This window comes from Cyanobium gracile UHCC 0281 (genome assembly GCF_034931305.1).
In the GTDB taxonomy this organism is placed as follows: domain Bacteria; phylum Cyanobacteriota; class Cyanobacteriia; order PCC-6307; family Cyanobiaceae; genus Cyanobium; species Cyanobium gracile_A.
In genome coordinates this window covers 23023-45882 of the sequence record NZ_JAYGHY010000022.1, presented here as the reverse complement: position 1 = coordinate 45882, position 22860 = coordinate 23023, and the positions used below count along the sequence as shown (strand labels likewise).

General features: G+C 66.4%; 13 protein-coding genes and 1 pseudogene. 7 read left to right on the top strand and 7 right to left on the bottom strand.

Annotated elements, in window-relative coordinates; genetic code table 11:
• Positions 1 to 193 precede the first annotated feature (193 nt).
• The gene (locus VB739_RS08595) at positions 194 to 730 is read left to right on the top strand and encodes a hypothetical protein (protein WP_323356682.1); all 537 of its coding nucleotides are present in this window, start codon (positions 194 to 196) and stop codon (positions 728 to 730) included.
• 35 nt (positions 731 to 765) lie between these two features.
• Positions 766 to 1380 carry a hypothetical protein gene (locus VB739_RS08590; RefSeq protein ID WP_323356681.1) on the top strand — a complete coding sequence of 205 codons (615 nt, stop codon included), beginning with the start codon at positions 766 to 768 and terminating at the stop codon, positions 1378 to 1380.
• 127 nt (positions 1381 to 1507) lie between these two features.
• Here the strand turns inward: VB739_RS08590 and VB739_RS08585 are convergent, their stop codons facing one another.
• From VB739_RS08585 to VB739_RS08570, 4 genes are all read right to left on the bottom strand, one after another.
• On the bottom strand, positions 1508 to 2113 hold the full coding sequence (locus tag VB739_RS08585; protein WP_323356680.1) for an alpha/beta hydrolase: 606 nt from the start codon (positions 2111 to 2113) through the stop codon (positions 1508 to 1510).
• A 57-nt stretch (positions 2114 to 2170) separates the two neighbouring features.
• A complete protein-coding gene (locus VB739_RS08580) occupies positions 2171 to 3697 on the bottom strand; it encodes a dienelactone hydrolase (protein ID WP_323356679.1) in 1527 nt (508 codons plus the stop codon).
• Between the two features lie 372 nt (positions 3698 to 4069).
• A complete protein-coding gene (locus tag VB739_RS08575) occupies positions 4070 to 4618 on the bottom strand; it encodes a phosphate-starvation-inducible PsiE family protein (protein ID WP_323356678.1) in 549 nt (182 codons plus the stop codon).
• On the bottom strand, positions 4575 to 5225 hold the full coding sequence (locus VB739_RS08570) for a Crp/Fnr family transcriptional regulator (protein WP_323356677.1): 651 nt from the start codon (positions 5223 to 5225) through the stop codon (positions 4575 to 4577). The genes VB739_RS08575 and VB739_RS08570 overlap by 44 nt, the downstream gene beginning before the upstream one ends.
• A 452-nt stretch (positions 5226 to 5677) precedes the next feature.
• Here VB739_RS08570 and VB739_RS08565 point away from each other — a divergent pair.
• Positions 5678 to 5902, top strand: a pseudogene (locus tag VB739_RS08565) (hypothetical protein); the annotation flags it as partial.
• Entirely contained in the window at positions 5800 to 6123 is a 324-nt protein-coding gene (locus tag VB739_RS08560; RefSeq protein ID WP_323356684.1) for a DUF6671 family protein, read from the top strand. The pseudogene VB739_RS08565 and the gene VB739_RS08560, both read left to right, overlap by 103 nt.
• A gap of 320 nt (positions 6124 to 6443) precedes the next feature.
• On the opposite strand, the gene VB739_RS08555 is transcribed toward VB739_RS08560, so the two are convergent.
• Positions 6444 to 19340 carry an ExeM/NucH family extracellular endonuclease gene (locus VB739_RS08555; protein ID WP_323356676.1) on the bottom strand — a complete coding sequence of 4299 codons (12897 nt, stop codon included), beginning with the start codon at positions 19338 to 19340 and terminating at the stop codon, positions 6444 to 6446.
• Between the two features lie 473 nt (positions 19341 to 19813).
• On the opposite strand from VB739_RS08555, the gene VB739_RS08550 reads away from it, so the two are divergent.
• The gene (locus tag VB739_RS08550; RefSeq protein WP_323356675.1) at positions 19814 to 20353 is read left to right on the top strand and encodes a hypothetical protein; all 540 of its coding nucleotides are present in this window, start codon (positions 19814 to 19816) and stop codon (positions 20351 to 20353) included.
• On the top strand, positions 20350 to 20784 hold the full coding sequence (locus VB739_RS08545) for a hypothetical protein (protein WP_323356674.1): 435 nt from the start codon (positions 20350 to 20352) through the stop codon (positions 20782 to 20784). The genes VB739_RS08550 and VB739_RS08545 overlap by 4 nt, the downstream gene beginning before the upstream one ends.
• Before the next feature lie 4 nt (positions 20785 to 20788).
• Here VB739_RS08545 and VB739_RS08540 read toward each other — a convergent pair whose 3' ends face one another.
• The gene (locus VB739_RS08540) at positions 20789 to 21214 is read right to left on the bottom strand and encodes a DUF393 domain-containing protein (protein ID WP_323356673.1); all 426 of its coding nucleotides are present in this window, start codon (positions 21212 to 21214) and stop codon (positions 20789 to 20791) included.
• A 120-nt stretch (positions 21215 to 21334) separates the two neighbouring features.
• Between VB739_RS08540 and VB739_RS08535 the strand changes: the two genes are divergently transcribed.
• Entirely contained in the window at positions 21335 to 22168 is an 834-nt protein-coding gene (locus VB739_RS08535) for a lysophospholipid acyltransferase family protein (RefSeq protein ID WP_323356672.1), read from the top strand.
• Here the strand turns inward: VB739_RS08535 and VB739_RS08530 are convergent.
• Positions 22159 to 22776, bottom strand: coding sequence for a hypothetical protein (locus tag VB739_RS08530; protein ID WP_323356671.1), 618 nt, complete (start codon positions 22774 to 22776; stop codon positions 22159 to 22161). The two genes, VB739_RS08535 and VB739_RS08530, sit on opposite strands and share 10 nt — an antisense overlap.
• Between the last annotated feature and the right edge of the window lie 84 nt (positions 22777 to 22860).

The window sequence follows — 22860 nt, the reverse complement described above, 5'->3', positions numbered from 1 at the left end:
TGACGGGGTCATCGGGAAGGAAGCGGTAGCGCATCGGAGAGGAGCGCCCTTATTGCGAACTGCTCGCAACCTAGACGCCCCACGGCCCCTTTTGCAAGCGATTCTCAATAGCAGCTGGCGATTGCGACCTGGCCGGCCGCTGGGCGGCAGGCCGTCCCTAGCGTTGGCCTCTTGCTTCCCGAGGCGTTCTGCCGTGATCCCTGAGGCCCAGTGGTTACTGGAGCGAGAGCGACGCAGCCGCCGCCAGGGCAGCGGTCTGAGCGAGGCTGCGCTGATCGGCTCCTGGCGACTGGAGCGGATCTGGAGCAAGGGCAGTCTGCGGCCAGCCGCGTTCGGTGCCGCCCTGCTGCGGGGTCTGGCGGCTCGGCTGCAGCTGGCGCCGGACCACGGGGAGGAAGGTGGCGAGACGATGCGGATGGTGAACAGTGTTCGCCTCGGTGCCCTGGAGCTTCGTTTTGACGGGGTTGGCCGGCTGCAGGGTCGCCGTCCCCTGCTGGTCTTCAGCTTCGATCGCCTCCGGTTACTGCTGGGTGGTCGGGTACTGATCGAGCGTGCCCTGCCCCCGCCAGATCCGCTGCGCCGGCCGTTCTTCGCCCTGATCGCCGCCAACCTTCCTGGGCCAGGCGAGCCGGATCCAGCGACGGGGACGTCCCAGGGGTGGCTGGCGGCCCGGGGACGGGGCGGCGGCCTGGCCCTGTGGCGGCTCGAGGCTGGCGAAGAGACAAAATGAAGCTAGGCTTAAAGCGAGTTGAATAAACGATTGACATGGCGGCACCGGTCACGGCCCTGCAGGAATGGTTGCTTCGCCACGCCAGCGATGGCACCCCGGCGACCCTGCCGGGCAACCTCCAGCGGGCTTTCGACGCTGATGACGCCACCCTGTTGCCCGTGTTCGTGGCCCATGGCTGGCAGGAGCACCTCCTTTCCGAGGTGTGCCGCGGGCTGAGGCAAGCCACGGATGCCGAGCAGCAGCGTCTGGAAGCCGCCTTCCATGCCCAGATCGGCCTGGGTGACAATCACGACGGCGACCTGGCGCTGCAGCTGGGACGGGCGGTGGACCGACGTCTCTCTGACTGCCACCATTTCGTGCACCTGACGGCCCATCCGATGCCGGATGGCCTGCGCTGGTTTCGGCTCCAGATCACGGACAGTCCTGCCGCTCCCGGCGGCCTGGCGGAGACCGTCCAGGTGTGTGGCGTCGCGTCGGACTCCCAGGCGGGGGCGATCTGTGAGGCCATCCACGACGTGCTGGCGGCCCGTGGGGCCAGTGTGGAACAGGGTCTGTTCCATCTCGAAGGCCCCCAACTGGGGGCCCTGGTGGCGATCCTGAGGCGGCTGGCGCTGCCGCAACCCGAAGCTCAGATGGCCATGGCCGCTTAGCGGCAACCCCGCACCGGCGGAATGGGCGGGGCGACAGGTCACGGCGGATCAATCGACGGAAGCACCCTGCGGCGTCAGCGCAGCACCTCAGTGGTCCGCGTCCGCTCCTACAGGCCTGTGACCCTCCTCAGGGTTTGGCCGGAGCCCCGGGGGGCTTCACCCGCTCGAGGTTGGCGCCGAGGTCCGATTCGAGAAACTCCTTGACGACGTTGCCCATGCCGCTGAGCCCCTGCAGGGCCGACTGCAGCGCCGGCAGGTTGATCGCCACGTCTTCATTGGGATAGGCCCGCAGGAACCCCACCGCCGACAGGCTGCCCGAGCCAGCCTCGAGACCCAGGATCGTGGCCGAACGCAGGGCCACCATCCCCACCCCAGGAGCCTTGAGGGGGTAAATGATCATGGACAGTTTTTCCAGGGCGGTCTCCCCGAAGCCTGTGCTCAACAGCCGTGTGGTCAGTACCAGCGGCAGCGTCACCCGGTGGTTCAGCAGCTTGCCGACCTCGGCGGGGTCCTTGCCGCCCAGGCGGAGAGCATCCCCCAGCAGGCCCACGGCCTCGCCCGTCTGGGCCAGCCGCTCCAGGTCGGCGACGGGGATCGAACGGCGGAAGGCTCCGCTGACGAACACCACCTGCTCGGCCGACCGGGCCGACGGAGCCGCCAGGGTCAACAGGGCGGCCAGCCCGGCTCCGCCCCAGGCACGGGACGATGGCGGATGGGGGGGCCGAGGCGACATCAATCAGGGTCGGAACCATGGGGGCCAAGTGTGGGTCAGATGGCGGCCCCTGACGGGTCAGGGGTTCCAACTCGGCAGCCGGCCGCTCACGTCGCTGAGGGACAGAACGCCATCCCCCCAGCCATTCGGGGGCAACAGCTCTGGGGCCCCCAGGCCTGGGGCGACCCCGGACCCCGCGGCGAAGGCTCCGTTCACCCAACCCAGCAGCAGACCCCGCAGGGGCCCTCCGCCCTGGTCGTAGGTGGAGCCCAGATTGAAGTGGTCCCCTCCCCCTGCCAGCACCAGCTGATGGCCCCGATTCCCCAGGCGGGCGATGCGGGCCATCGGTGCGACGGCTTCAGGGCCGGGTGGCACCACCCAGTCGCGGCTGCCGCTCACCAGCAGCACCCGACCCTGGAACACAGGGGCGGCCTCGGCATCGAACAGGAGCGCCATCGGCGGACTCACCGCCACCACGGCCTTCACCCGCGGGTCGGCCAGGGCCGCCTGATCGGTGGCGCCCAGAAAGCTGCACTGCAGCACCCAGCTGAGGTTGCGCTGGGGGTCCTGTAGATCGTTGCAACGCTTCTGCAGTTGCTGCGAACGGGGACGGGCGCCCGCCAGCTGGAGGGCGGTGGTGGCCCCCCAGGAGTGGCCCAGCACCACCACCGAACCGGTGTTCACACCGGCCGGCAACCCCAGCTGCCCCGCCGCCGCCGCATCGATCAGGGCGGAGATGTCGAGGGGCCTCAGGCGCAGCTCCGCCGGACCGGGCGGGGGCACCTTGCCGGAGAGCATGGCCTGCTGCTGGGTCCGGTCGCTGCCGGGATGGCGGGGCAACAGCACGGTGTAGCCGTGGCTGGCCAGATGTCGCCCCCAGCCCTCGAAGCTCTCCGGTCCATCCCAGAGTCCGTGGGAGATCGCCACCAGCCGACCGGAGGCCTGCTGGGACGGACGGATCACCACCACCTCCAGGGGCAGGGGCCGGTAGGTCACCGACAGGTTCAGGGTGTCGCGCCGCACGGGCAGGGGACCAGGGCCGGCAAGGGCGGGATCCACCGCCGCCGGGGTCGTCCCATCCAGCAGGCCTGCGGCCGACCGCAGCTGAGCGTTCATCCGCTGCAGCAGGAACAGGCCCTTGCCGAGATCGACGAAGGCCGTCTGGCCCGGCACGGCCTGGAGCACTCCCAGCATCGTCAGGGAACCACGGGCGTAGGCCAGGTCCAGGACGTTCAGCACGGTTTCGCTGGACACATCGGCCGGCAGACCATCAACGCCCCCGAGGGAGGACAGCAGCAGCAGGGCCTGCTGGGCCAGGGGAGAAGGGACCACCTGGTGAGCCACCTCGAGGGCCTGCAGGGGAAGAGGGGCGTTGAACAGTTCCACCAGCTGGCGCCCGATCCTGCCCCGGGTGGCTTGGTCGAGTTCGGCCAGATCGCTGTGGCCCGCGAGCAGGGCCCGGGGATCGCTCAGTTCGGCCAGCCGGATCGAGAAGGTGGTGTCCACCAACGGCAGTTTCAGTTCGATCTGTTCCAGGGCGCGCGCCGGAGGCGAAGCGGCGAGGCTCACCGCAAGGAGCAGGGCCAGGGGCGGAGATGTCTGCACCAAGCCGGCAACCCCGGGTCGGGGACGCATCTTGGCAGAGCCGGAGGGGCGCGACCCCTTTGACTCATTCCACGTCGTCGTGGGCCAAGCGGTTGTAGAGAAAAAGCCCTGCGAGCCCGTGGCGTGGAATGTCCCGGTACGTCCCAAACTCAGGGGCACGGAATGAACGCGGCCTGGGATGGTCAAGCGTGGGTTGATGTCTCCTAAATCAGGGGTCTGGCAGCCTGGGCGATGACTTCCAGCAGGCTTGCCACTCCCGGGGATAATGCTGTCTTTTGGAGGCTGGGATTGATGCTTGAAGTGACGGTTTTTCAGGAGCCTCAGGTTTGTTGTTTGATGAGAATTCCGTTGTCCGACTCTGTTGTCCGGTCCTCAGAACTCTATCCGTTGATGAGTGACCTGGGTGTCTGAGGACTCCTGCTGCTGGCGCATGCGAGCCGAAACCTGCGCTTCCGGGTCGACGCCGGCAAAGGTGGGCGGCAGCCAGACCCTCACCACCATCAACAGGGCCATGGTCATCAGAAACAGGCACACCGCCAGAATCTGTTGCCAGTCGGTTTCCAGAACGCCGCGCACAATCACTTCCCGCAGCACTGAAACGATGGCGATCTCCACCGCCACCCCGATCGACACCCGCTGTTCCTGCAGGTAGATGATCAGCAGGCGAAAAAGTTCCACCAGGATCAGGATGAAGAGGATGTCGGCCGTGACCTCGTGGAATTTCGACGTGGAAACCAGGGTCGTGAACGTGCGCTTCAGTTGGAGCACCATCACGCCAAACAGTCCCAGACACAGGGAGATGGCGATCAGGTCCTGGACAGCCTCCAGGGCCCGGACGATCTGGGTGCGGCGCAACTGCTGATGCCAGGGAATGGCGTCAAGGGGTTCGGAAGCCGGCGTTCTGGTGGGCAGGGGGTTCATGGCGAAGGGTTCTCGGGAAGGGAAGGGAGGCCATGGGATGGGGGGCGGGGCTGACGGGGTCCAGGCTGGTGTCGCGAGGCACCAGCAGATCGGCCTCGCTGACCCTGACGACCTGGCCCTTGCTGCGGAAACGGGTCAGGGCTTTGGTCACGGTGACCCTGGTCATGCCGGCGATATCGGCCAGATGGCGGTGGGTCAGGTTCATGTCCTCCAGGGAGAGGGTGGTGCCGCTTCTGCTGACCCGGCCGAAGCGAGCGCCGATCCAGTGCAGCAACCGCAGCAGCCGCGCGTCGGCGGGTCTGACCCGATGGATCTGCAACAGATGGGTGGTCTGTGTGAACAGATCACGCATGAAGGCGAGAATCTCGCTCTCGCTGGGCTCACACTCCACCACCACCACCCTGGTGAGCGAGATGAGTTCGTAAGGGGTCACCCCGCAACCCGTGGGGGTGATCAGTTCGCCAGGTCCCCAGATGCCGAGGGTGATGGATTCACCCTCCTCATTCCAGGTATTGGCGCGGATGTAACCATCATCGATCCGCCAACTCAAGTCGGCCGGCAGATGATCATCGGCGCGAAGGGTCAGGCGCAGCGGTCGTGCGGGCATGGTGATGGTCATGTCACGGCGGATGGCATGGCGGGGAGTTCTGTCGGGCGGCGTTGCAGGCTGTGGATGAAAGGAGACGGCGTTGTGTTTGTTAGTGGTGCCTGAACCGAACCTCCGAGGAGAACTTGGTGTTCGAGTCCGGGAACATTAATGACCGGATTCGGCTGTTGGGTGCTACTTCAACGCAGGATTACCAATCCAGCCGATAAGTTCCGGTGATCGGATTGCCTCCCTTCCCCCGTCGCACCCCGGTGCTTGTTGCTGGGCGCCCGGGCAGCCTGGCCAATCGTCATGGCAAAAAGTGGTTGCAGGCCAGGGCCTTCCGCCGTGGTCTCGACCCCACCGTGGTCGTGGCCAGCGGCTTCGATACGGACCTGCTCGGCACCTTCAGCGGGGAGCGCCCCCGTCCCGCCGATGCCCTCGAGACCTGCCGGCGCAAGGCACAGGCAGGCATGGACCACACGGGCCTGGATCTCGGGCTGGCCAGCGAAGGCAGTTTGGGCGCCGCCTCGGCAGAGGGTCCCCTGATCAAGGGGATCCGCACTCCCGGAGAGCTGGTTCAGGCCCTTGGGCGATGTGCCGGGGCCTCTGCCGACGGGCTGGTCCGGCTGGAGAGCGACATGCGGGCCGACTGCAATCCGACCCGCCTGGCGTCGATCCGCACCCCGGCCTTCCGGATTGTTCGGCGGATCGCCAGCCCCTGTCCGGTCTGTGGGCCCTCGGCTGGGGCCGTTGCGAGGGCTTGGTCGGTTTGCTCTGCGCGTGGTGCGGTCAGCCCACCCAGCGACTCCAGGCCGAAGTGTGGAGGTGCGTGGCCTGCGGGCACCGGGAGGAGAAGCCTCGTCGGGATGGTTTGCTTGCGGCTGATCCAGGTGATTGCACACGCTGCAATCCCTGAGGGCCACTCCCCCAGAAGGTTTGGGCCTGATCAACAACACCCATTGACGCCGCTGCCCAGCCTCCGCAACCCTGCATCGCATCGATGACGACCACTCCGCCATGGCACGAGCTCCGACGTCTTTCTCGCAGCTCAGGGATGTCCTGGCCGGTCGGACGGCCGTTGTGGCAGCCGCTACCGCCGCAGGTGTTCGCTTCCCGTCCCCCATTTGAAGGAACGACTTAGGTTTGCGGTTCTCCTGGAATTCAGTTCCGGTGTGGTCACCCGCTAAGGGCGCCACACCGGATTTTTCTTGGCGTCCCGGCTTCGCTTCGGGTTCCTCAGAGGGCGTTGACCCGGAGGATGAGATCGTCGAAGTCGGCGTCACCGCCGCCGCGCAGATCCTCGAAGCCGAAGGTGTTGGTGCCGATCAGCTGAATGTGGCCGAAATCGTCCGCATTCCTTGAGGCCCCGGCCACGTAGATCTGCTTGGTGTTGGCCACCTGAATGAAAGGAAGCAGCACGTAGTCGCTGAAGCGCAGCGCATCGTTGAGGCTCACCGTGGCGGAGAGGCTGGCCACCGTGTTGTTGGCGGTGGTTCCGCTCCAGAGCGCGTTGGCCACCGCCGCCTGGCGGTAGGCCGATTCGCTGCCGGCCCAGCTGCCGCCGCTGGCCACGGCCCCGGTGAGGGGATCGATCACATCGCCGGTGCTGCGATCGGAGAGATAGAGGCCCAGGGTGCTGTTGAAGGCCGCCTCGCGGTAGATCTCCACATCCAGGTTGAGCTGGTTGGTGAGGCCGGAGAGATCCAGCCCGATCAGCGCATCGGTGCCGATGGAGAAGCTGGTGTTGAAGACCTCCGGTTTCTGCGCTTCCGGCGTGAGGCTGGCGGTGATGCTCAGCCCACCGCCTGCGAGGACGAACCCGGTCGCCGCCGAGCCCGAAAGGCTCAGGGGTGTGGTGGCGCCGCTGGAGAGGTTGGTGAGGAAGAATTCGACGCTGCCATCGAACTGGCCATCGCCGAGCACCCCTTGCTGATCCGCCGCCGCGAAACCGGCCGGGAGGCCGGAGGCCTGGCCGACGGCGGTGGCGAGGGTCTGGACCCCTGCCACCGGCTGCCCCTGGACGTCGAGGAAGCGGGCCTGGAGGGCGACGGCCGCCGGCAGTGTGCTGCCGAAGCTGAAGTCGAAGGCACTGGGGTTTTGGATCAGTTCATTGCCGAGGCTCAGCGCAGCGTTGGCTTTGGCGCTGCCGGGTGAACCGGTGCCCGCCCCGTCGGCAGCCAGGAAGGCCCCCTTCAGGCCTGCCTTGCTGAGGGTGTCAAGGATCGGCAGCGGCAGGGTGGAGCTGCCGGCACCGGCTCCGTTGTCGAAGCTGAAGCCCGTGGTGGAGGCCCCGAAGCTGACCCCGGTGATGCGATGGCCGCTGGCATCGAAGAGGTTCACGGCATCGCCGCCCGTGCTCAGGCCCACGCCGGAGCCGCTGTAGGTGCCGATGGCGAAGTCGGCGGGGACGTTGCTGCCGAACCAGGCGGTTTTGAAGGCCTCGGCGGTGGCGGCGTCCCCCTCGATGAACACCACTGACTGGCCGGCGCCGATGCTCGTGATCCCATTCAGGGCGACGGCATTGGCGGCGTTGTTGGAGTTGTCGTCGAACCTCCAGCCGGTGATGTCCACCGCACGGGAGCCGATGTTGGTGATCTCGAACCAGTCGGCGCCATAGGAACTGTTGCCGCTGCTCCAGGGGCTGACTTCCGAGATGATCAGCGAAGGAGGTTCTGGCAGCGAAGCGATGCGCCCGGGGGAGCCGATTTCGGTGTTTCCATCGTTGGAGGTGATCCCAAAGGCCCCGTTGACCCCGACGCTGCTCAAGGTGGTGAGCGTTGTGAGGGAATTGTTCAGCAGGGCGGCGTTGTCGAAGCTGGCCAGCGTCGGTGGGGCGGGGGAGGCCCCGAAGGCGACGCTGGCCTTGAGCACCCCGTTGGGGTCGTAGATGTTGACCGCATCGCCGCCCGTGCTCAGACCCACCCCGGAGCCGGAATAGCTACCGATCTGCAGACCCGCAGGGGCATTGGCGCCGAACCAGTTGCTGAGGAAGGTGGCGTTGGGGCTGGCTCCCTCGATGAAGATCACCGATTCGCCGGCGGCGATGCTGCTGATGCCGCTGAGCGGAACGGAGGCCACGAAGGAGCCGGAGTTGTCGTCCATCCTCCAGCCGCTGATGTCGATGGCGGTGGAACCGGTGTTGGTGAGCTCGAACCAGTCGGCGGCCACCGGCGAGTTGCCACTGCTCCAGGGAGCCACCTCTGTGATCACCAGGCCATTGGTGGACGGCGGCGGACCGCCCTCGTTGACCACATCCGTCAGCGCCAGGTTGAAGCTGGTGCTGGCGTCGGGGTTGGCGCCGACCGCGGGATCATCCACCGCCACGCTGATGGCATAGGAGGTTTTGGTTTCGAAATCGAGCACCGTACCGGCCTTGATGTACAGCCCACTGGCCTCCACTTCGAAGAACGCCGCATCCGCTCCAGTCACCGTCAGGTTGTTGGCTCCCTGACCATCGTCGGAGATCACCACATCCGCCACCTTGAGGCGTGTGGTGGTGGAGGTGTTCTCCTCGATCTCGGTCACCGTGTTGGTCAGGGCGATCGCCGTGGGGGCTTGGTTGGCCACGCTGGAAGGGGCATAGACCCAGAGCTGGGGACGGTCGAAATCGCCGCCGCCGTTCTCACTGACGATGTAGAGGTAACCGCTGTCGTCCATGGTCAGCCCTTCGTGCTGCTGATTGGCGACAGAAAGCGGATTGCCGGGATCCGAGAGGATCGTCAGGAAGCTGAGCACGTTGCCGGCACGATCCACCTCCACCACCTTTCCCGACTCCTGGCTGAGCACCAGCAGGTTGGCGGAATCGCTCTGGCCTTGGAGATAATCAAGATTGGAGAGGGCGAAAACATCAGCGAAATCCGCCAGGCCCGCCAGGGAAGGATCGAACAGGTTGGTGGCATTCACCGTGCCCGGGGAGCCGTTGCTGGCGGTGCCGGCATCGAAGTCGATGGAGGTCTGGAAGATCCCCTGGGGCTGGATTTCCTTGACGAAGATGAAGCCTCCCGTCTGGGGGTCATAGGTGAGGCCTTCAAGGCCGACGTTGCCGATGGAGGTGCCCAGCTTGACGGTCTTCGTGTCAGCCCGGGTGAGGGTCCCGCCCGCTGCATAGGTGAACAGGATGGCCTGCCGGTCACGTTCTTCGACCAGGACGAACTGGCCATTCCCCACGTAGGTGAGGCCTTCGGGGTCGTAGAAGTCGGTGCCCTGGGGGCTGCTGCCGGGGGCCAGGGTCATCGAATCGATCAGCTGGCCGGTCCTGCTGACCTGCACCACCGAGGTGCCGCCATCGCCGACGACGAACAGGGTGCCGGTGTCCTGGTTGAAGGTGACGGCCGACACCTCCTGGGCCAGCAGGCTGCCGGCGGGGGGCGTGGTTCGAGTGGGTTCGGGCAGGTCGTAGCGGCCGACGCGCACGTAGGTGGACAGGTCGATGCCAGGGAAGACGGTATCGGCCTTGAACTGGAGGTTCTGGATGCGCTGGTCGAGGGAGGCGGGGGTGTCGCCGGTGGCGTAGGCGGTGGCGGGGGTGGCGTGGTTGGCCAGCAGGAAGTCCTGGAAGGCCTTCTGCTCGCCCAGCAGATCGGCGTTCGTCAGCCCGACGCTGGCGAAGGTGGCGGTGGCGGTGAAATCGAGGCTCTCATCGACCGCTTCCGACAGGGAGCCGTCGCTCAGGAGGTAGCGGAAGTTCTCACCATTGGCCTTGATGGGGTAGCTGTCGCCCCCGTTGGCGGTGAAGTTGAGGGCCACCACGCTGATGGTGGCGGGGGCAGCGCTGAGCAGCACGCCGTTGTCGGCGATCTTCGCCACCAGCTGGCCGGCTTCGTCGTAGACCGCCACATCCAGCACTTTCGAGCCGGCGGGTCGGCTGGGGTCGTAGGAGAAGCGCACGCCACCGATCTGGGCATAGCCGCCGTTCTGCTGGGCAGGCCCGGAGGAGAGGCCGGCGGCGAACTCAAGGATGTTGAGCAGTTGCTGGGGCGTGGCGTCGAACACCATCAGCTTGTTGTCGAAACGCAGGGCGTTTTCGATGTCCAGCTGGGAGATGGCACCGGCCGGTTTCACCGGGGAGGAGGCGGGGGGAAGCTTCTCGCCGCTCTCGCCGATCGAGCCGATCGAGGCGCGGATGCCGCCGCCGTTCTTGAGCGAGGCGAGCACGGCGCCGCCGCCGAGGGCGGCCCGGGCCTTGGCGAGGTTGGCATCGGCGGTGATGGAGCCGAGGTTCACCTCCTGGGTGCGGCCGAAGACGCGATCGCCTTCCAGGTAGACGCTGGTGTAACCGAAGATGTTGCCGTCTTTGCTCACAATCACGTCGTTGATGGCCTCGGTGATGGCCTTCACCTGGGAGCCGATGCTGCTGGCGGCGATGATTGTTTCGGCGCTGTCGGTGGTGCCGTAGGCGGCCTGGAGGGTGGCCTCGGTGGCGGCGTAGGCGCCGTTGATGACCGCATTCAGGTTGGAGACGATGATCTCGCCGTTGGCGTCGAAGTCGATCACCAGCCGACCGAGGTAGGTGAACTCGGTGTCGGTGGTGATGATCAGGACCGGTTTGCCGTCAGCGCCGGCGGTGACGATCGGGAAGCTCTCGCCGGGGATGAAATCGGCATCGTGGCCGTTGAAGGCGACCGCCACGTCGTTGGCATCGCCGAGGCGCTCGTGGCCGCCGCCGGCCACCATCACGTCGACGCCTGAGAGCAGGGGGGCGAGGGCCTTGTTGCGATCCAGGGTGTCGAGCTGGTCGACCATGACGATCTTGTTGATGCCCTGGGCGCGCAGGGCGTCGATGGCGGCCTGCACGTAGATCGCCACCTCCTGGAGATCGCTGGTGGCGGGATCTGCGTCGTCCTTGGGGACGGTGCCGTTGGGCGAGCTCTTGCTGAGCAGTTCGAAGGTGGTGGAGCCGACGATGCCGATCTTTTCGCCGCCCTCGGTGACGACGGCATAGGGAGCGATCTTGCCCTTGATGCTGCTGGCCTCCGCTCCGGCAAAGGCATTGGCGGCGCTGCCGCCGATCGAGGCGTCGGCCAGGCCGCGCAGGGAACTGTCGGCGGCGAAATTCAGGTTGGCGGTGATGAACGGGAACAGGGCGCCGCCCCAGGCGCCCGAGGGGCTGATGGCGCCCTGCAGGACCGGGGAGCCGAGGTCGAACTCGTGGTTGCCCAAGGCCGAGGCGTCGGTGCCGAAGGCGTTGAAGATGGCGATGTCGGGCCGGCCCAGGGCCGTGCTGCCGATACCGGGTACTGCGCTGAGGGAAGGGTCGGCGCCGCCGATCAGCCAGGGGCCGGGGATGAAGGTGTCGCCCTCGCCCAGCTTGAGGGTGTTGGCGTACTGGTCGTCGAAGCGGTCGATCAGGGCGCCCAGGATCGGTGCGGTTTCGACGCCCAGCAGGCCGCTTTCGCCGTAGTAACTGAGGATCTGAAGGGTGTAGGTGGCGGGGATGGTGACGCTGTAGAGGGTGGTGCTGCCACTCACTTCATTGCCCGTCACCACCAGGGGCTGGCCAGTGGGGCTGTCGGCGGCGCTGATGAAGGCGATCCCTTCCGGCGCGCGATCGCTCTGGCCGGGGGTGCCCACCGGGTTCGCCGCCGGGTTGGTGTAGGTGACGAACACCGGCTTGAGCGGATCGGTCACGTCGTAGGTGATGAAGCCCCCCACCCGCTCCAGGCCCACGAAGGCGTAGTGGCGGCCGTTGATCTCGCCGATCGCCACCCCTTCGGGCTCGGGCCCCTTGTTGTCGGAGCGGGTGTCGAAGCTGGCGGCGGTACCCTCGCCGTTGAACAGGGCCGGCACCTGAGCGGCGGTGATCAGCTCCAGGGCATCGCCGCTGTCGAAGACCCGGTTGCCCGCTTCGTCCCAGATGGAGAAGGAGCGGGCGCCGTAGGCCTGGATCCGATCGACGTCCCCGTCGCCATCGATGTCGCCGTCGATGGCGGAGACGGTCAGCCGGCCCAGCACGGCGTTGTTCTTCAGGGCCGCGGCATCGGGGAAGGCGGCTGGATCGAGCAGGTAGCCGGAGGCCCCGGCGCGGATGGTTTCAGCGGCCGTGATGAAGTCGTCGCGGTCGTCGCCCTCGTTGGCCGTGATGAAATAGCGCTTGCCGCCCACCGCGTAGGCCGCGATGGCATCGGGCATGTACATCCCGAAGACGGGCCGGGGCTGGATGTTGATCTTGCCGCCGGCCCCTGAGCTGCCGTCCACGTCCCGGTCGCTGGCATCGAGGCCGTTGCTGAGGTTGAAGTCGATCAGGCCAAGACGGATCGGTTCGGGGTTCGGGTTCAGCGGCGCCGACCCATCACCGGTGATGGCGCCGGCCATCTGGAAGTCGTTGTCGTTGATCACAGCGATGGTGTCGCCGTCGACCACCGCTAGACCTTCCAGCTTGCTGACGCCGGTGTAACCGATGGCGGCGGCGTTCACCACCAGGCGCTTGTCCACTGGCCGGACGCCATTGGCGGCCAGGCCCGCGGGGCTGAGGCTTTCCAGGGTGGTGCCGCTGGTGGCGGTGGCCAGGGCGGTGCCCAGCACGTTGGTGGCGCCCTTCAGGTTGATCTCGTAGATCAGCTTGTTGGAATCGGTGCCGATGCGGTCGTCGCGCTCGGCCACCAGGAAGCGGCCGTCGCCCAGGGCCACCGCATCGCCGATCTTGTCGGTCTTGGCGAGGCCGCCGGCGGTGGTGTCCCGCATCACGTAGACGTATTCGCCGCTCACCGTGCTGGTGGTGGTGTCGAACGCCACGATGCGGATCACGCCGTTGGCGCGCGCAGCGTTCAGGCTGCCACTGCCGGGGTTCTCCAGGTTGGTCTGGATGAAGACGTAGAGCGTGTCGCCTTCCATGGCGATAGCTTCGAAGCCCCGGTTGGCCCGGCGGAACTGGCCGTAAACCGCCGGCAGGACTTCGGTTCCGAAACTGCCGGGGGGCTGGCCGGCGGCGGCGGCGGTGCCGATCGGGATGAGGCGGTCGATCAGGGTGCCGCCGGCATCGAAGTGGTAGATCGCCGGGCGGTACTCGTCCGGCAGCCAGAAGCTGCCATCGGGGGCCACCACGATGCCTTCCAGGTCGGCGCCGAAGGGATCGTTGGCCAGCTGGTTACCCGCCAGATCCACGCCCACCTCATCGGTGTAGGCGCCGCCGGCGGCACCGACCTGCAGGTTGGGCAGGCCGGTGAGGGGGGTGCCGTCCGCGCGTTTCAGGGCGATGCGGCCGGTGATGCTGATCGCACCGGTGGCCTGGTTGAGCTGGAAACGGACCAGTTCGGGGGCGAAGTCCGGCAGGGCGAAAGGACGTTCATTGCCAGGCACGGCCGGAAGCACGTCGCTCGGTTCGCCATTGGGGCCCCGATCGGTGTTGGTGATGAACTTCAGGTTGCCGCTGGCCGCATCGATGCCTTCGAAATGCAGCCCGGAGAAACCGCCCAGCTTCAGGTCCTGGCCCGTCGCCGTGGTGCCCAGGACCGGCAGGCTGGCCTCGTTGAAGTCGAAGGTCTTCACCTGGGGCAGACCCTGGCTGTAGTCCTTCAGTCCCAGGGCCTGGATCGCGGTGATGGTGTCGGTGCTGAGGTCGAGCACCGCGACGGCGTTGTTCTCCTGCAGGGTGATGCGGGCGGTGAGGCCATCGGGGGAGACGGCGATGTATTCCGGCTCCACATCCACGGCGACGCTCTTGCCGGCGCTGATGCGCACGCCCTGGCCGCGCAGCTTGTCCTCCTGGCCGTTGAAGGCGCTGAAGCCGGCGGTCTTCACCGTGGCGGCGGCCACGCCAGCCGCCAGGCTGATGATCGACACCGAGCCTTCCGGGTTGATCGTGTCGCCCACGTTGGGTTCCCCCTCGTTGGCCACGAGCACCTTCAGCCCGTCGGGAGTGAAGGTGAGCATGTCGGGCTGGGCCCCCACGCTCACCTGGTTCTGGAAGACCCCGGCTGTGCTGAAGAACACCACCTTGCCCGCATCGGTCTTGGGACTGGCCTGCATGGCCACGGCGATCAGGCCGTTCTTCACCGCCACGCTGTTGGGCGCGGCGCCATAGGGCGCCAGGTCGATGCTGCCGACCAAGGCGGGAGCCGCCGGATTGGTGATGCTGATCACATCGAGCCGGTTGGCGACGCCGTTGAGGCTGAACAGCTGCTGGCTGATCGGATCATGGGCGACGACTTCGGCCACGCCGGCGATGCCGGACGCGTAGCTGCCGATGGGGGTGACGGAGAGGGCGTTGCTGGGGATGGGAGCCTCCTTCACGTCGGTGACGCTCACCACCACCGAGCGGGCCACGGGGGCATTGACCCCGTCGGAAACGGTGATCCCCACGACATAGGAATTGTTGGCGCCGTTGTCGCTTGGGGCCTCGAAGTCCGGGGCGATCAGGAAGCGAAGTTCACCGGTGGCGGGATCAATGCTGAAGTGGGCTGCATCGGCCCCGCCGCTGATGGCGAAGCTGAGGGCGGCTCCTTCGGGATCCGTGCCGCTGGCTGTGGTCACGAAGGTGGTGTTCTCGACCACGCTCACCGCAGCCGCTGTGGTGTTCGTGGGGCCCTCATTCACCGGGTTCACGCTGACCGTGATGGTCTGGCTCACCGGGGCTGAGTTGCCGTCGCTGACGCTCACCTCCACCAGATAGACGTTGTTGCCGTCGGCGTCGGCGGGGTTCTCCGCATCTGGGGCAACCTTGAAGCGGAGTTCGCCGGTGCTGGGATCAATCGTGAAGTCGGCGGCGTCTTCACCGCCTGAGATCGTGAAGCTGAGGGGGTCGTTCTCCGGATCGTTGGCGGTCACGGTGGTCACCAGGGGCTGGCCGCTGGCGGCGTTGGTGCGCATCAGCAGCAGCTGGCCGCCTTCGGCGAGCTCACCGGGAATGGCGTAGTGGGCCTGGACGTTGAGCAGGAAGGTGCCGGCGCCGAGGATCTCCGACATGTCGATGACCCCGGAACTCTCCTCGTCCTGGTTGAAGGGCGCGACCGCGGGAACGCCGACATCACCGAAACGCTGGCGGTCGTGGGATCCCAGCTCGGTGAGGCTGTCGGCGGCGATGTCGTAACTCCAGATCTTGCCGAGATGCTGCTGGTTGCCGACGTCCTCCTGGAGGATCACCTTGCCGCCGGCGATGGTCATGTTGTCGAACATGTTCCCCGCTTCGGTGCCATCGAGCAGGGCCGTGATGCTGCCGCCCAGTTGCGGTTGGCTGATGTCGTCGAAGCGCAGGCGATAGAGCCTGGAGCGGCCCACCTGGCTGCCGATGCCGTCCTTGGTCTGGTCGTAGCGGCTGGTGGTGACGAAATAGAAATCCGAGGGGTTGGCCGGATCCCACTGGCCGTCCTCGGGCCGCAGGAACTGGGTGGCGCCGGCGGCATCGCTGGCGGCCTCCAGCCCGTCGAGGCTGAGGGCCGAGACGTCGCCCAGATTCGCCAGGGTGAAGGACCCTTCCACAGAGGCGTCGAGGGTTTCGGTCGGCACCCCGGCCCCATCGAGGCTGGACAGCGCGGACACCTTCACCACATAGAGGCTGTCGTCAGGGCCCTGGCGGGTGAGGCCAGCCCGCTCCACCACGGTGCCACTGGTCTGCTTGTCGCCGACCCAGAGGTACATCTGGCCGCCATTGCTGTCGTCGAGACCCATCACCAGGGTTTTTCGCTGGGCCAGGGGATTGGCCACCGCGTTCTCCCAGGCGAACAGGCCGCCATGGGGCACTTCCCAGGCAGTGCCGGCCTCATCGAGGGGGGTGCCTGTGTCGTCGGTGGCCGCCCAGGCGAACAGGCGCCCGAACAGGGTGGTGGCCTCCGGGCCCACGCCGATGACGGAGCCACTGGATTCCTCCCCGCTCAGGAACAGGCGTGCGGCGGTGCCATAGCTCGTGCCCGTGGCGGGATCGATCCACTGGTAGGCACTGACGGCTGCCAGATCCGCCGAGCAGAGACGGGAAAGGATCGTGGTAGCGGCCGCCAGGTAGGCGCTGTGGGCCAGGCCCGCCGCAGGGTCGTTGTCGCTCAGGTAGACGCTGGTGCCATTGCGCAGGAAGTCCTCGATGCTGAGCACCTCGAGGCTGCTCTTGTCGATCACCCAGCGCGATACGAAAGCCCCCGGCTGGCCATGGGCCCGGGCGATGCCCCTGGTGTTGGCCAGTTCGTGGTTCATCAGCAGGGTGAAGGTGCCATCGCCGTTGTCGAAGGCCCCCATGCCGTCGGGGATGCCCACCATGCGGTAGCCGTTCACGTCATCGCCCACCGTGAACAGCGACGTGAATTGCACCTCCGGGTTGGAGGAGGTGATGTAAGGCGTCGCGGAACTGGAGGGGCCGGTGATGCCGTTGCTGTTGGCTTCGTCGATGCTGAAGGCGCTGCCGCTGGTGATCATGGGATTGGTGTCGGTGTTGGTGAGGGTGAGTCCGATGAGGAGAGGATCGTGATCCGAAGTGCGAAACGGACCGGTAGTGAAATAGCTGTTGACCTGATTGGGGGATTTGAACTCGGTGTTGTAGTCGAGCACCACCGGCTCATCGGCATTGATGGACCACTTGTGCGCTCCGCTCACCTGGGATGACAGGCTGGCCGTGGCCAGGGCGTGATCCAGGGATCCCCACTGACCGTTGAACTGGTAGGAGTAGGAATCCTCGTCAAAGAGATTGACGAGACCTCCGTTCGTGAGGGTGGTGATGGGATCCTCACGGGCGTAGGCATTGAGATCGCCCAGAACCAGCACATCGTCGTCACCGGAACTTGTTTTCAACGTCTCAACGAAGGCCAGCAGGGCCTGGGACTGGGCTACCCGGGTGGCGTTTGAGAAGCCCTGACCGTCGCCCTGATCCGCATCTCCGCTCAGCCCTGCAGACGATCCCTTCGACTTGAAGTGATTCACCACCACGCTGAATCTCCCCCCTGCTGGTGTGACAAAGGTCTGGGCGACCGGGGGACGATCGAAGATTGGATTGGCAGGATCGGCTTCCGCGAAGCTGCGCGCGGAGCCGATGGGCAGCACGGCACCTGGCTTGTACAGAATGGCCACCTTGATGGCGTCTGTACCGACAGCGTTCGGAGCAGGGTTGGGGTCATCAAGGAGGGCCGTATCGTCGATGAAGGCATAGGTGCCTGCCCCGGCCTGTGCGTTCAGGGCATCGACGAGATTGGCAAGGGTGGCGGGTCCGTCGTTCTCGATCTCAATCAGGCCGAGCACATCGGTATCCAGGCCAAGAATGGCGCTGACCAGCTTCTCCTGCTGCCTGGACAGTTCGATGGCCGTGTTGGCACCCCGGGGTTCGAAGCTGACGCCGCCGGGAATGCTGATCACAGCATTGGTGTCCAGGTCGCTGAAGTAATTGAGCACGTTGAAGGTGCCGACCTTCACTTCACCAACCACTGGGGGAGGCGCCAACGAACGAGGGTTGGTGGGTGTGAAGGAGGCCGGACTGAGGGTCTGCACCCGGTAGCCTTCGAAGCGCTCATCAAGCACCCCGCTGATGGAGCCGATGGCATCTCCGCCGCGCAGGGTGTTGTCGGCGCTGAGCGGCTGACCCCCGCGGCTGTGGATGACTGGATCGGGGTTCTGCCGGCTGCTGCCATCGTCGAGAATGATGCTCCTGGTCAGCAGCTCATTGAGGTAGGTCGCGTAGCCGCTGACGCTCGGGGCGTTCACCTGGGTGAACTGATCGAGCCGTTCACCGGCGGAGAGACCCACCTGGCCGAAACGGCCCAGCTTGAAGGTGTCGGTGACGATCAGGTCACCGGAGAAGGGGCTGACCGTCACGAGCATGCCTTCGTAACGCTCAAGGACCGTCACATCGGCCACCGGCAGGACGATGCTGACCGGAGCAGGAAGGGCCACCGTGCCCAGATCGAGAATGGTGCTCGGGTCGTAGATCTGGGTGAGGCTGCTGGCGTAGGGGCCGGCGATGCCGCTGCCGCTGCTGGTGAATTCCCTCACGTCTCCGGTGACGCGCACCTTGCTGCCCACGCCACCGCTGAACCGGCCACTCGGATCGAAGACGAAGATGCCTTCGGAGGTGAACGGATCGGCATCGGCGTCGGCGTCCTCCTCCTGAACGAAGAAACCGTTCAATCCGATCGAGCCCGGGAAGCTGGCGACCACCACCCCTTCGATGGTCTGAACCCCTGCGAAGGCGGGATCGAAGCTGGCGCCGCTGCCCTGAATCGCGTGGATCCGGGTGACGACGCCATCGTTGTCGATGATGTCCACCGGCAGCGGGGGCACCGTCAGGCCGTCGTAGGAGGGGTCCGCACTGGCCAGCGTGAACTGCAGGCTGGTCGCCTGGCTCCCTTCCACGATGTCGTCATCGATGGCGGCCAGGGTGACGGTCTGGGGAACCGACCAGTTGCTGGATGTGAAGACCAGCTGGGTGGGCTGCAGCACCAGTTGCGGGATTCCGGCCGCCTCGGCCAGCGTCAGCGTTACCGCGTCGGATGGCTGGCGATCGAGCTGGATAGCGAAGCTGTCGCCGCCGCCGCCTTCGGCGACGACGGTATTGCCATGGCTCTGGAGCAGGGTGAGGCCGGCGGGGGGAGACCCCGTGAGTGGGTTGACAGAGACCTGGAAGTCATCGATGGCCAGTCCGTGGTCGCTGCCCGGATGGTCTGGGTCAGACCAGCGGATCTGAAGGCTTTCACCCGGATGCAGTCCCAGATTGGTGAGGGTGCCCGAAATCAGGGTGCGGTTGGTCGAGGCATTGCCATCAAGGGCACCGGCACTGCCACTGATGATCGGGCTGGTGAAATCCAGGCTGTCGGCATCTGACCAGAGCCCAGGCTGGATCGAGGTTTGATACTGGAAATCCAGGGTCTGGGCGGTAGCCGAACCGCTGAAACGCCACTGTTCACCCTGGTATTGGATGTACAGGGTTTCGATCGTGCTCCCTGATTCATTTCGGAAGGAGACGCCCCAGGTGAAATCTCCTCCTGCAGCGTTGCCCGAGCCCACCGAACCCAGGGCGCGATCCGCCGATCCGCTGGCGCCGAAGCTGTAAAGGCCACCGGCGTTTAACGAACCAGTACCGGGAACAATGGTTGTGCCGGTTCCTGTGCGGCTTGAGAACCATCCGACGAGGGTCACGTCGTCTTGCCAGTTCTGGGCAGGGCTTGTCGGCAGGTTCGGCAGGCTGTCGAAATCCTGGACGTAATCGCCGGTCAGATCAATTGGCATGAAAAGGAAGCAACACTGTGATTGAAATCTGAGCAATGATTGTTCGTTCAATCGTAGATATAACCTTGCCAAGGCGGACTACACGTCCACAGAGAGTTGCTTCGCAGCGAATATGTTTCTGCAGGGATACCCGCCGAAATAGAATTCAGAATCTGGAGGAGACAAGTTCAGATTTTCTTGGTGAAATCAGAGCGTCCAGCGGCACCCCATTAATTTAACTTTCACTCTTTTCTCTCCCGTGCCCCAGGTCACGGCGATTCGTGTCGTTCCATACCTTCTGTTGGTGAAGCCCAAAGGCAGCCGGGGTGTATGGAACGTCTTAAATCCTGCTTAATTCACCCATAACCTTTGTCGCCGGCAAGCCGCAGATTCGTCGTCCGCAGTGTCCTGGCCATGGATCCATCGGCTACCGCTCCTTGCCTTTGGTGACACGATCCTTGGGGAGGAGAATCGTCTGATTCACCCACCCATCCATGCCGTCGTTCCCCCTGTCGTCACTGGGGTGGGTCAAACCAACCCTGATCCCCACGGGCCTCCCGATTGGACCCACGGCCCCGGCCCGGAGCGGCAGTCCCCTGCTCACCCTCTCCGGCCCCGGCCAGAGCGCCGTGCTGCTGGTCAACACCGCTTTCGGCTCCCGCGCCCAGCTGCCCCAGCGGCTGGTCCAGCGGTTTGCGATCGACTGGATCCAGCTGGAGCCCGGCAACCGGTTGGCCCAGGTCGATCCCACCCGCAACCTCAGCTATCCCCAGTTCGGTCGCGAGGCCCTGGCGGTGGCCGAGGCCACGGTGGTGCACGTCCATGTCATGGATGGACCCTCCCCCCTGGCCTCCAATGGGCTGCCGTACGTGATCGACCGCTTCGCGGTCACCGGGCTGGCGGTGTCCGCCACGGATCTGGACGTGGAGTTGCGCCTGCCCCTCAAGCCGGTGCGGGTGCTATCTGTTTCGGGACCTGCCCTGCGCCGCGACCGGCTCCCGGCCGACCTGCAGGTGGTGCGCTTCCTCCCATGAGGTCTCCCCTGGCGGCCCGATGGGGCCATTGGGTCTGTTCGGGTCTGGCTTGTCTCGGGGGCCTGCTGCTCACCACCGACGCCCTGGCCGCCAACCTGGAGCAGTGCCGCATGCTGCGTGAGCGGCGGGATGCCCTGGCGGCCGAAGCGATGACGGCGGAAATCGCGCTGGTGCAGGAGCTGCGCGGGCGTCTCTGTCCCCTGCTGCGCCGCCAGGCCGACGGGGCCAATGCCAATGATCAGGTGTTCGTGCCCATCGATTACGAGGCCCTGCTGCTCTGCCGCCGCCAGGCCGAACAGCTGATCGAGCGCACCCGTGCGGTGCACTACCGCAACCGGCTGGGGTTCACCTTCTACACGGCCGATGGGGCGGCCCTGGCCGAGCAGGCCGATGCCGTGCTCGGGGAGATGGGGGAGGCGGCCTGCCCCTGAGCCTTCAGGGACCCACGGGCTTGGCGGTGGCCCCATGGGTTCTGGAGCATCGGTCGTGGCAGAGCACCTCCAGCGGGGGCCGCCCCGTGATCGCCAGCCGCCAGCGGGCCCAGAGTCCATAAAGAGCGTCCACCAGTGGCCGTAGCAGGGGCCAGCGGGTGGGGGCGTAAAGCCAGCCCAGCCCCACCAGCCCATAGGCCTGGCGGAACACCTCCACATCCCGGATCACTTCACCGTCGGCACGCAGGGCGTGCATGCGGCCCATGGCGTCGGCGTAGGTGACGCCGCCGTAGCGGGCCGGGTCGTAGGCGGGGTCGTCCACGTCCACGAAGGCCAGGCGGTCCCGCTCTGCATCGCGCCGGCGCAGGGTCTTGACCTCCCGCAGGCACAGGGGGCAGCCGCCATCGAACAGCAGGGTGAGTTCGGCCATGGGGCAGAAGGCAGGAAGCGGGTGCAGCGAGGTGCGGCAGGCCACGAACAACCCTAGAAAGGACAACCCGTGGGCCGGGCCCAACGGGTGGCCAGACTCCAGCCCTCTCTCCTTTCGCCCATGCCCGTGTCCCGCCAGGCCGCGCTGCACCGCTGGCAACGCCGGGATCCGCAGTTGATCCAGCGACTGATGCCCTTCTGGGGCTGGCTTTACCACCACTACTTCCGTGTCGTTTCTGATGGCTGGGAGCACATCCCCGCCACGGACCCCGTGCTGTTCGTGGGCACCCACAACGGCGGCCTGGCGGCGCCCGACATGCACATGGTCATGTACGACTGGTTTCGCCGTTTTGGCCTGGAACGCAGGGTGTTGGGCCTGGCGCATCCCAAGGTCTGGCTGGGCTATCCGCCGCTGGCGGATCTGGCCTCCCGCACCGGCGCCATCCCTTTCCACCCGCGCCTGGCCCTGGCGGCCCTGGAGGAGGGCCACAGCCTGCTGGTGTACCCCGGTGGCGGGCAGGACACCTTCCGCCCCCACCGGGACCGGGGCCGCATCCATTTCGCCGGCCGCACCGGCTTCCTGCGCCTGGCGATCTGGCAGGGCCTGCCGATCGTTCCGGTGATCTCCTGGGGGGCCCACGACACCCTGGTGGTGCTGGAGGATTTCTACCCCCAGTTCCGGGCCCTGCACGAGCGGGGGATGCCCTGGTTACTCGGCATCGATCCGGAGGTGATGCCTCTCTACCTGGGCCTCCCCTGGGGCCTTGCCCTGGGACCGCTGCTCAACCTGCCCCTGCCGGTTCGGATCCGCACGCGGGTCTGCCCGCCGATCCACTTCGAGCGCAGCGGCCATGCCGCCAGCCGCGATCGGGCCTATGTGCAGCAGTGCTACCGGCAGGTGACGCACACCATGCAGGAGGCTCTGGATCGGCTGGCGGTCGAGGCTCAGCGGTAACGGGAGGGTGCCCCGTAGGACTGGGAGGGAATCGCCTGGGGTGATGGTCCACTGCCGAGGCGCTGCGGCAGGCCATCCCGCTGCCGTTGCAGGTCAGCGAGGGAACGGGTTTCACCCATGGCCAGGCCTGTCAGCACCGCCAGTTCCTGCTTCAGCTGGTTGGCGGGCCTGGGATTGACGAAGCGGAAGTTGAGCGTCGTCTTGTCGCCGGCGCTGTCGTAGCCCACCACCGAAAAATGCAGATCGGCGGTCTTGCCGGCCTTGGATCCGGCCAGGGCGCCGCCCACCATGCCCCCCACCAGACCGATCGGACCCAGCAGCAGGCCACCGGCGATGGCCCCCGCGGTGCCGCCACCCACGGCTCCCACGGTGCCGTTGGTGCTGTCGAAGGTCTCCTGTCCGCCGGCGTACCAGCGGGCGATCCGACCGATGGGGATGAAGCTGTTCCTGCCGCCGATGCCGTTGGCGTCGAGGTTGATGCTGCAGGGGTTGTTGCCGCAGAGGGCCTGATAGGTGGTGGCCGCCGCCGGGGCGGGAAGCAGCAGGGCCAGGAGCAACGGAGAGGCCTGGCCGGCTCGACGCCGAAGCCGGGCTCGAGTGACGGTCATGGGTCGAGCGTTGAGGGCCCCGCCAGTCAATCGGCGCTCGCTCTCGGCGCAATGGGGCCGGGGCCACGGGGTGATGACCGGATG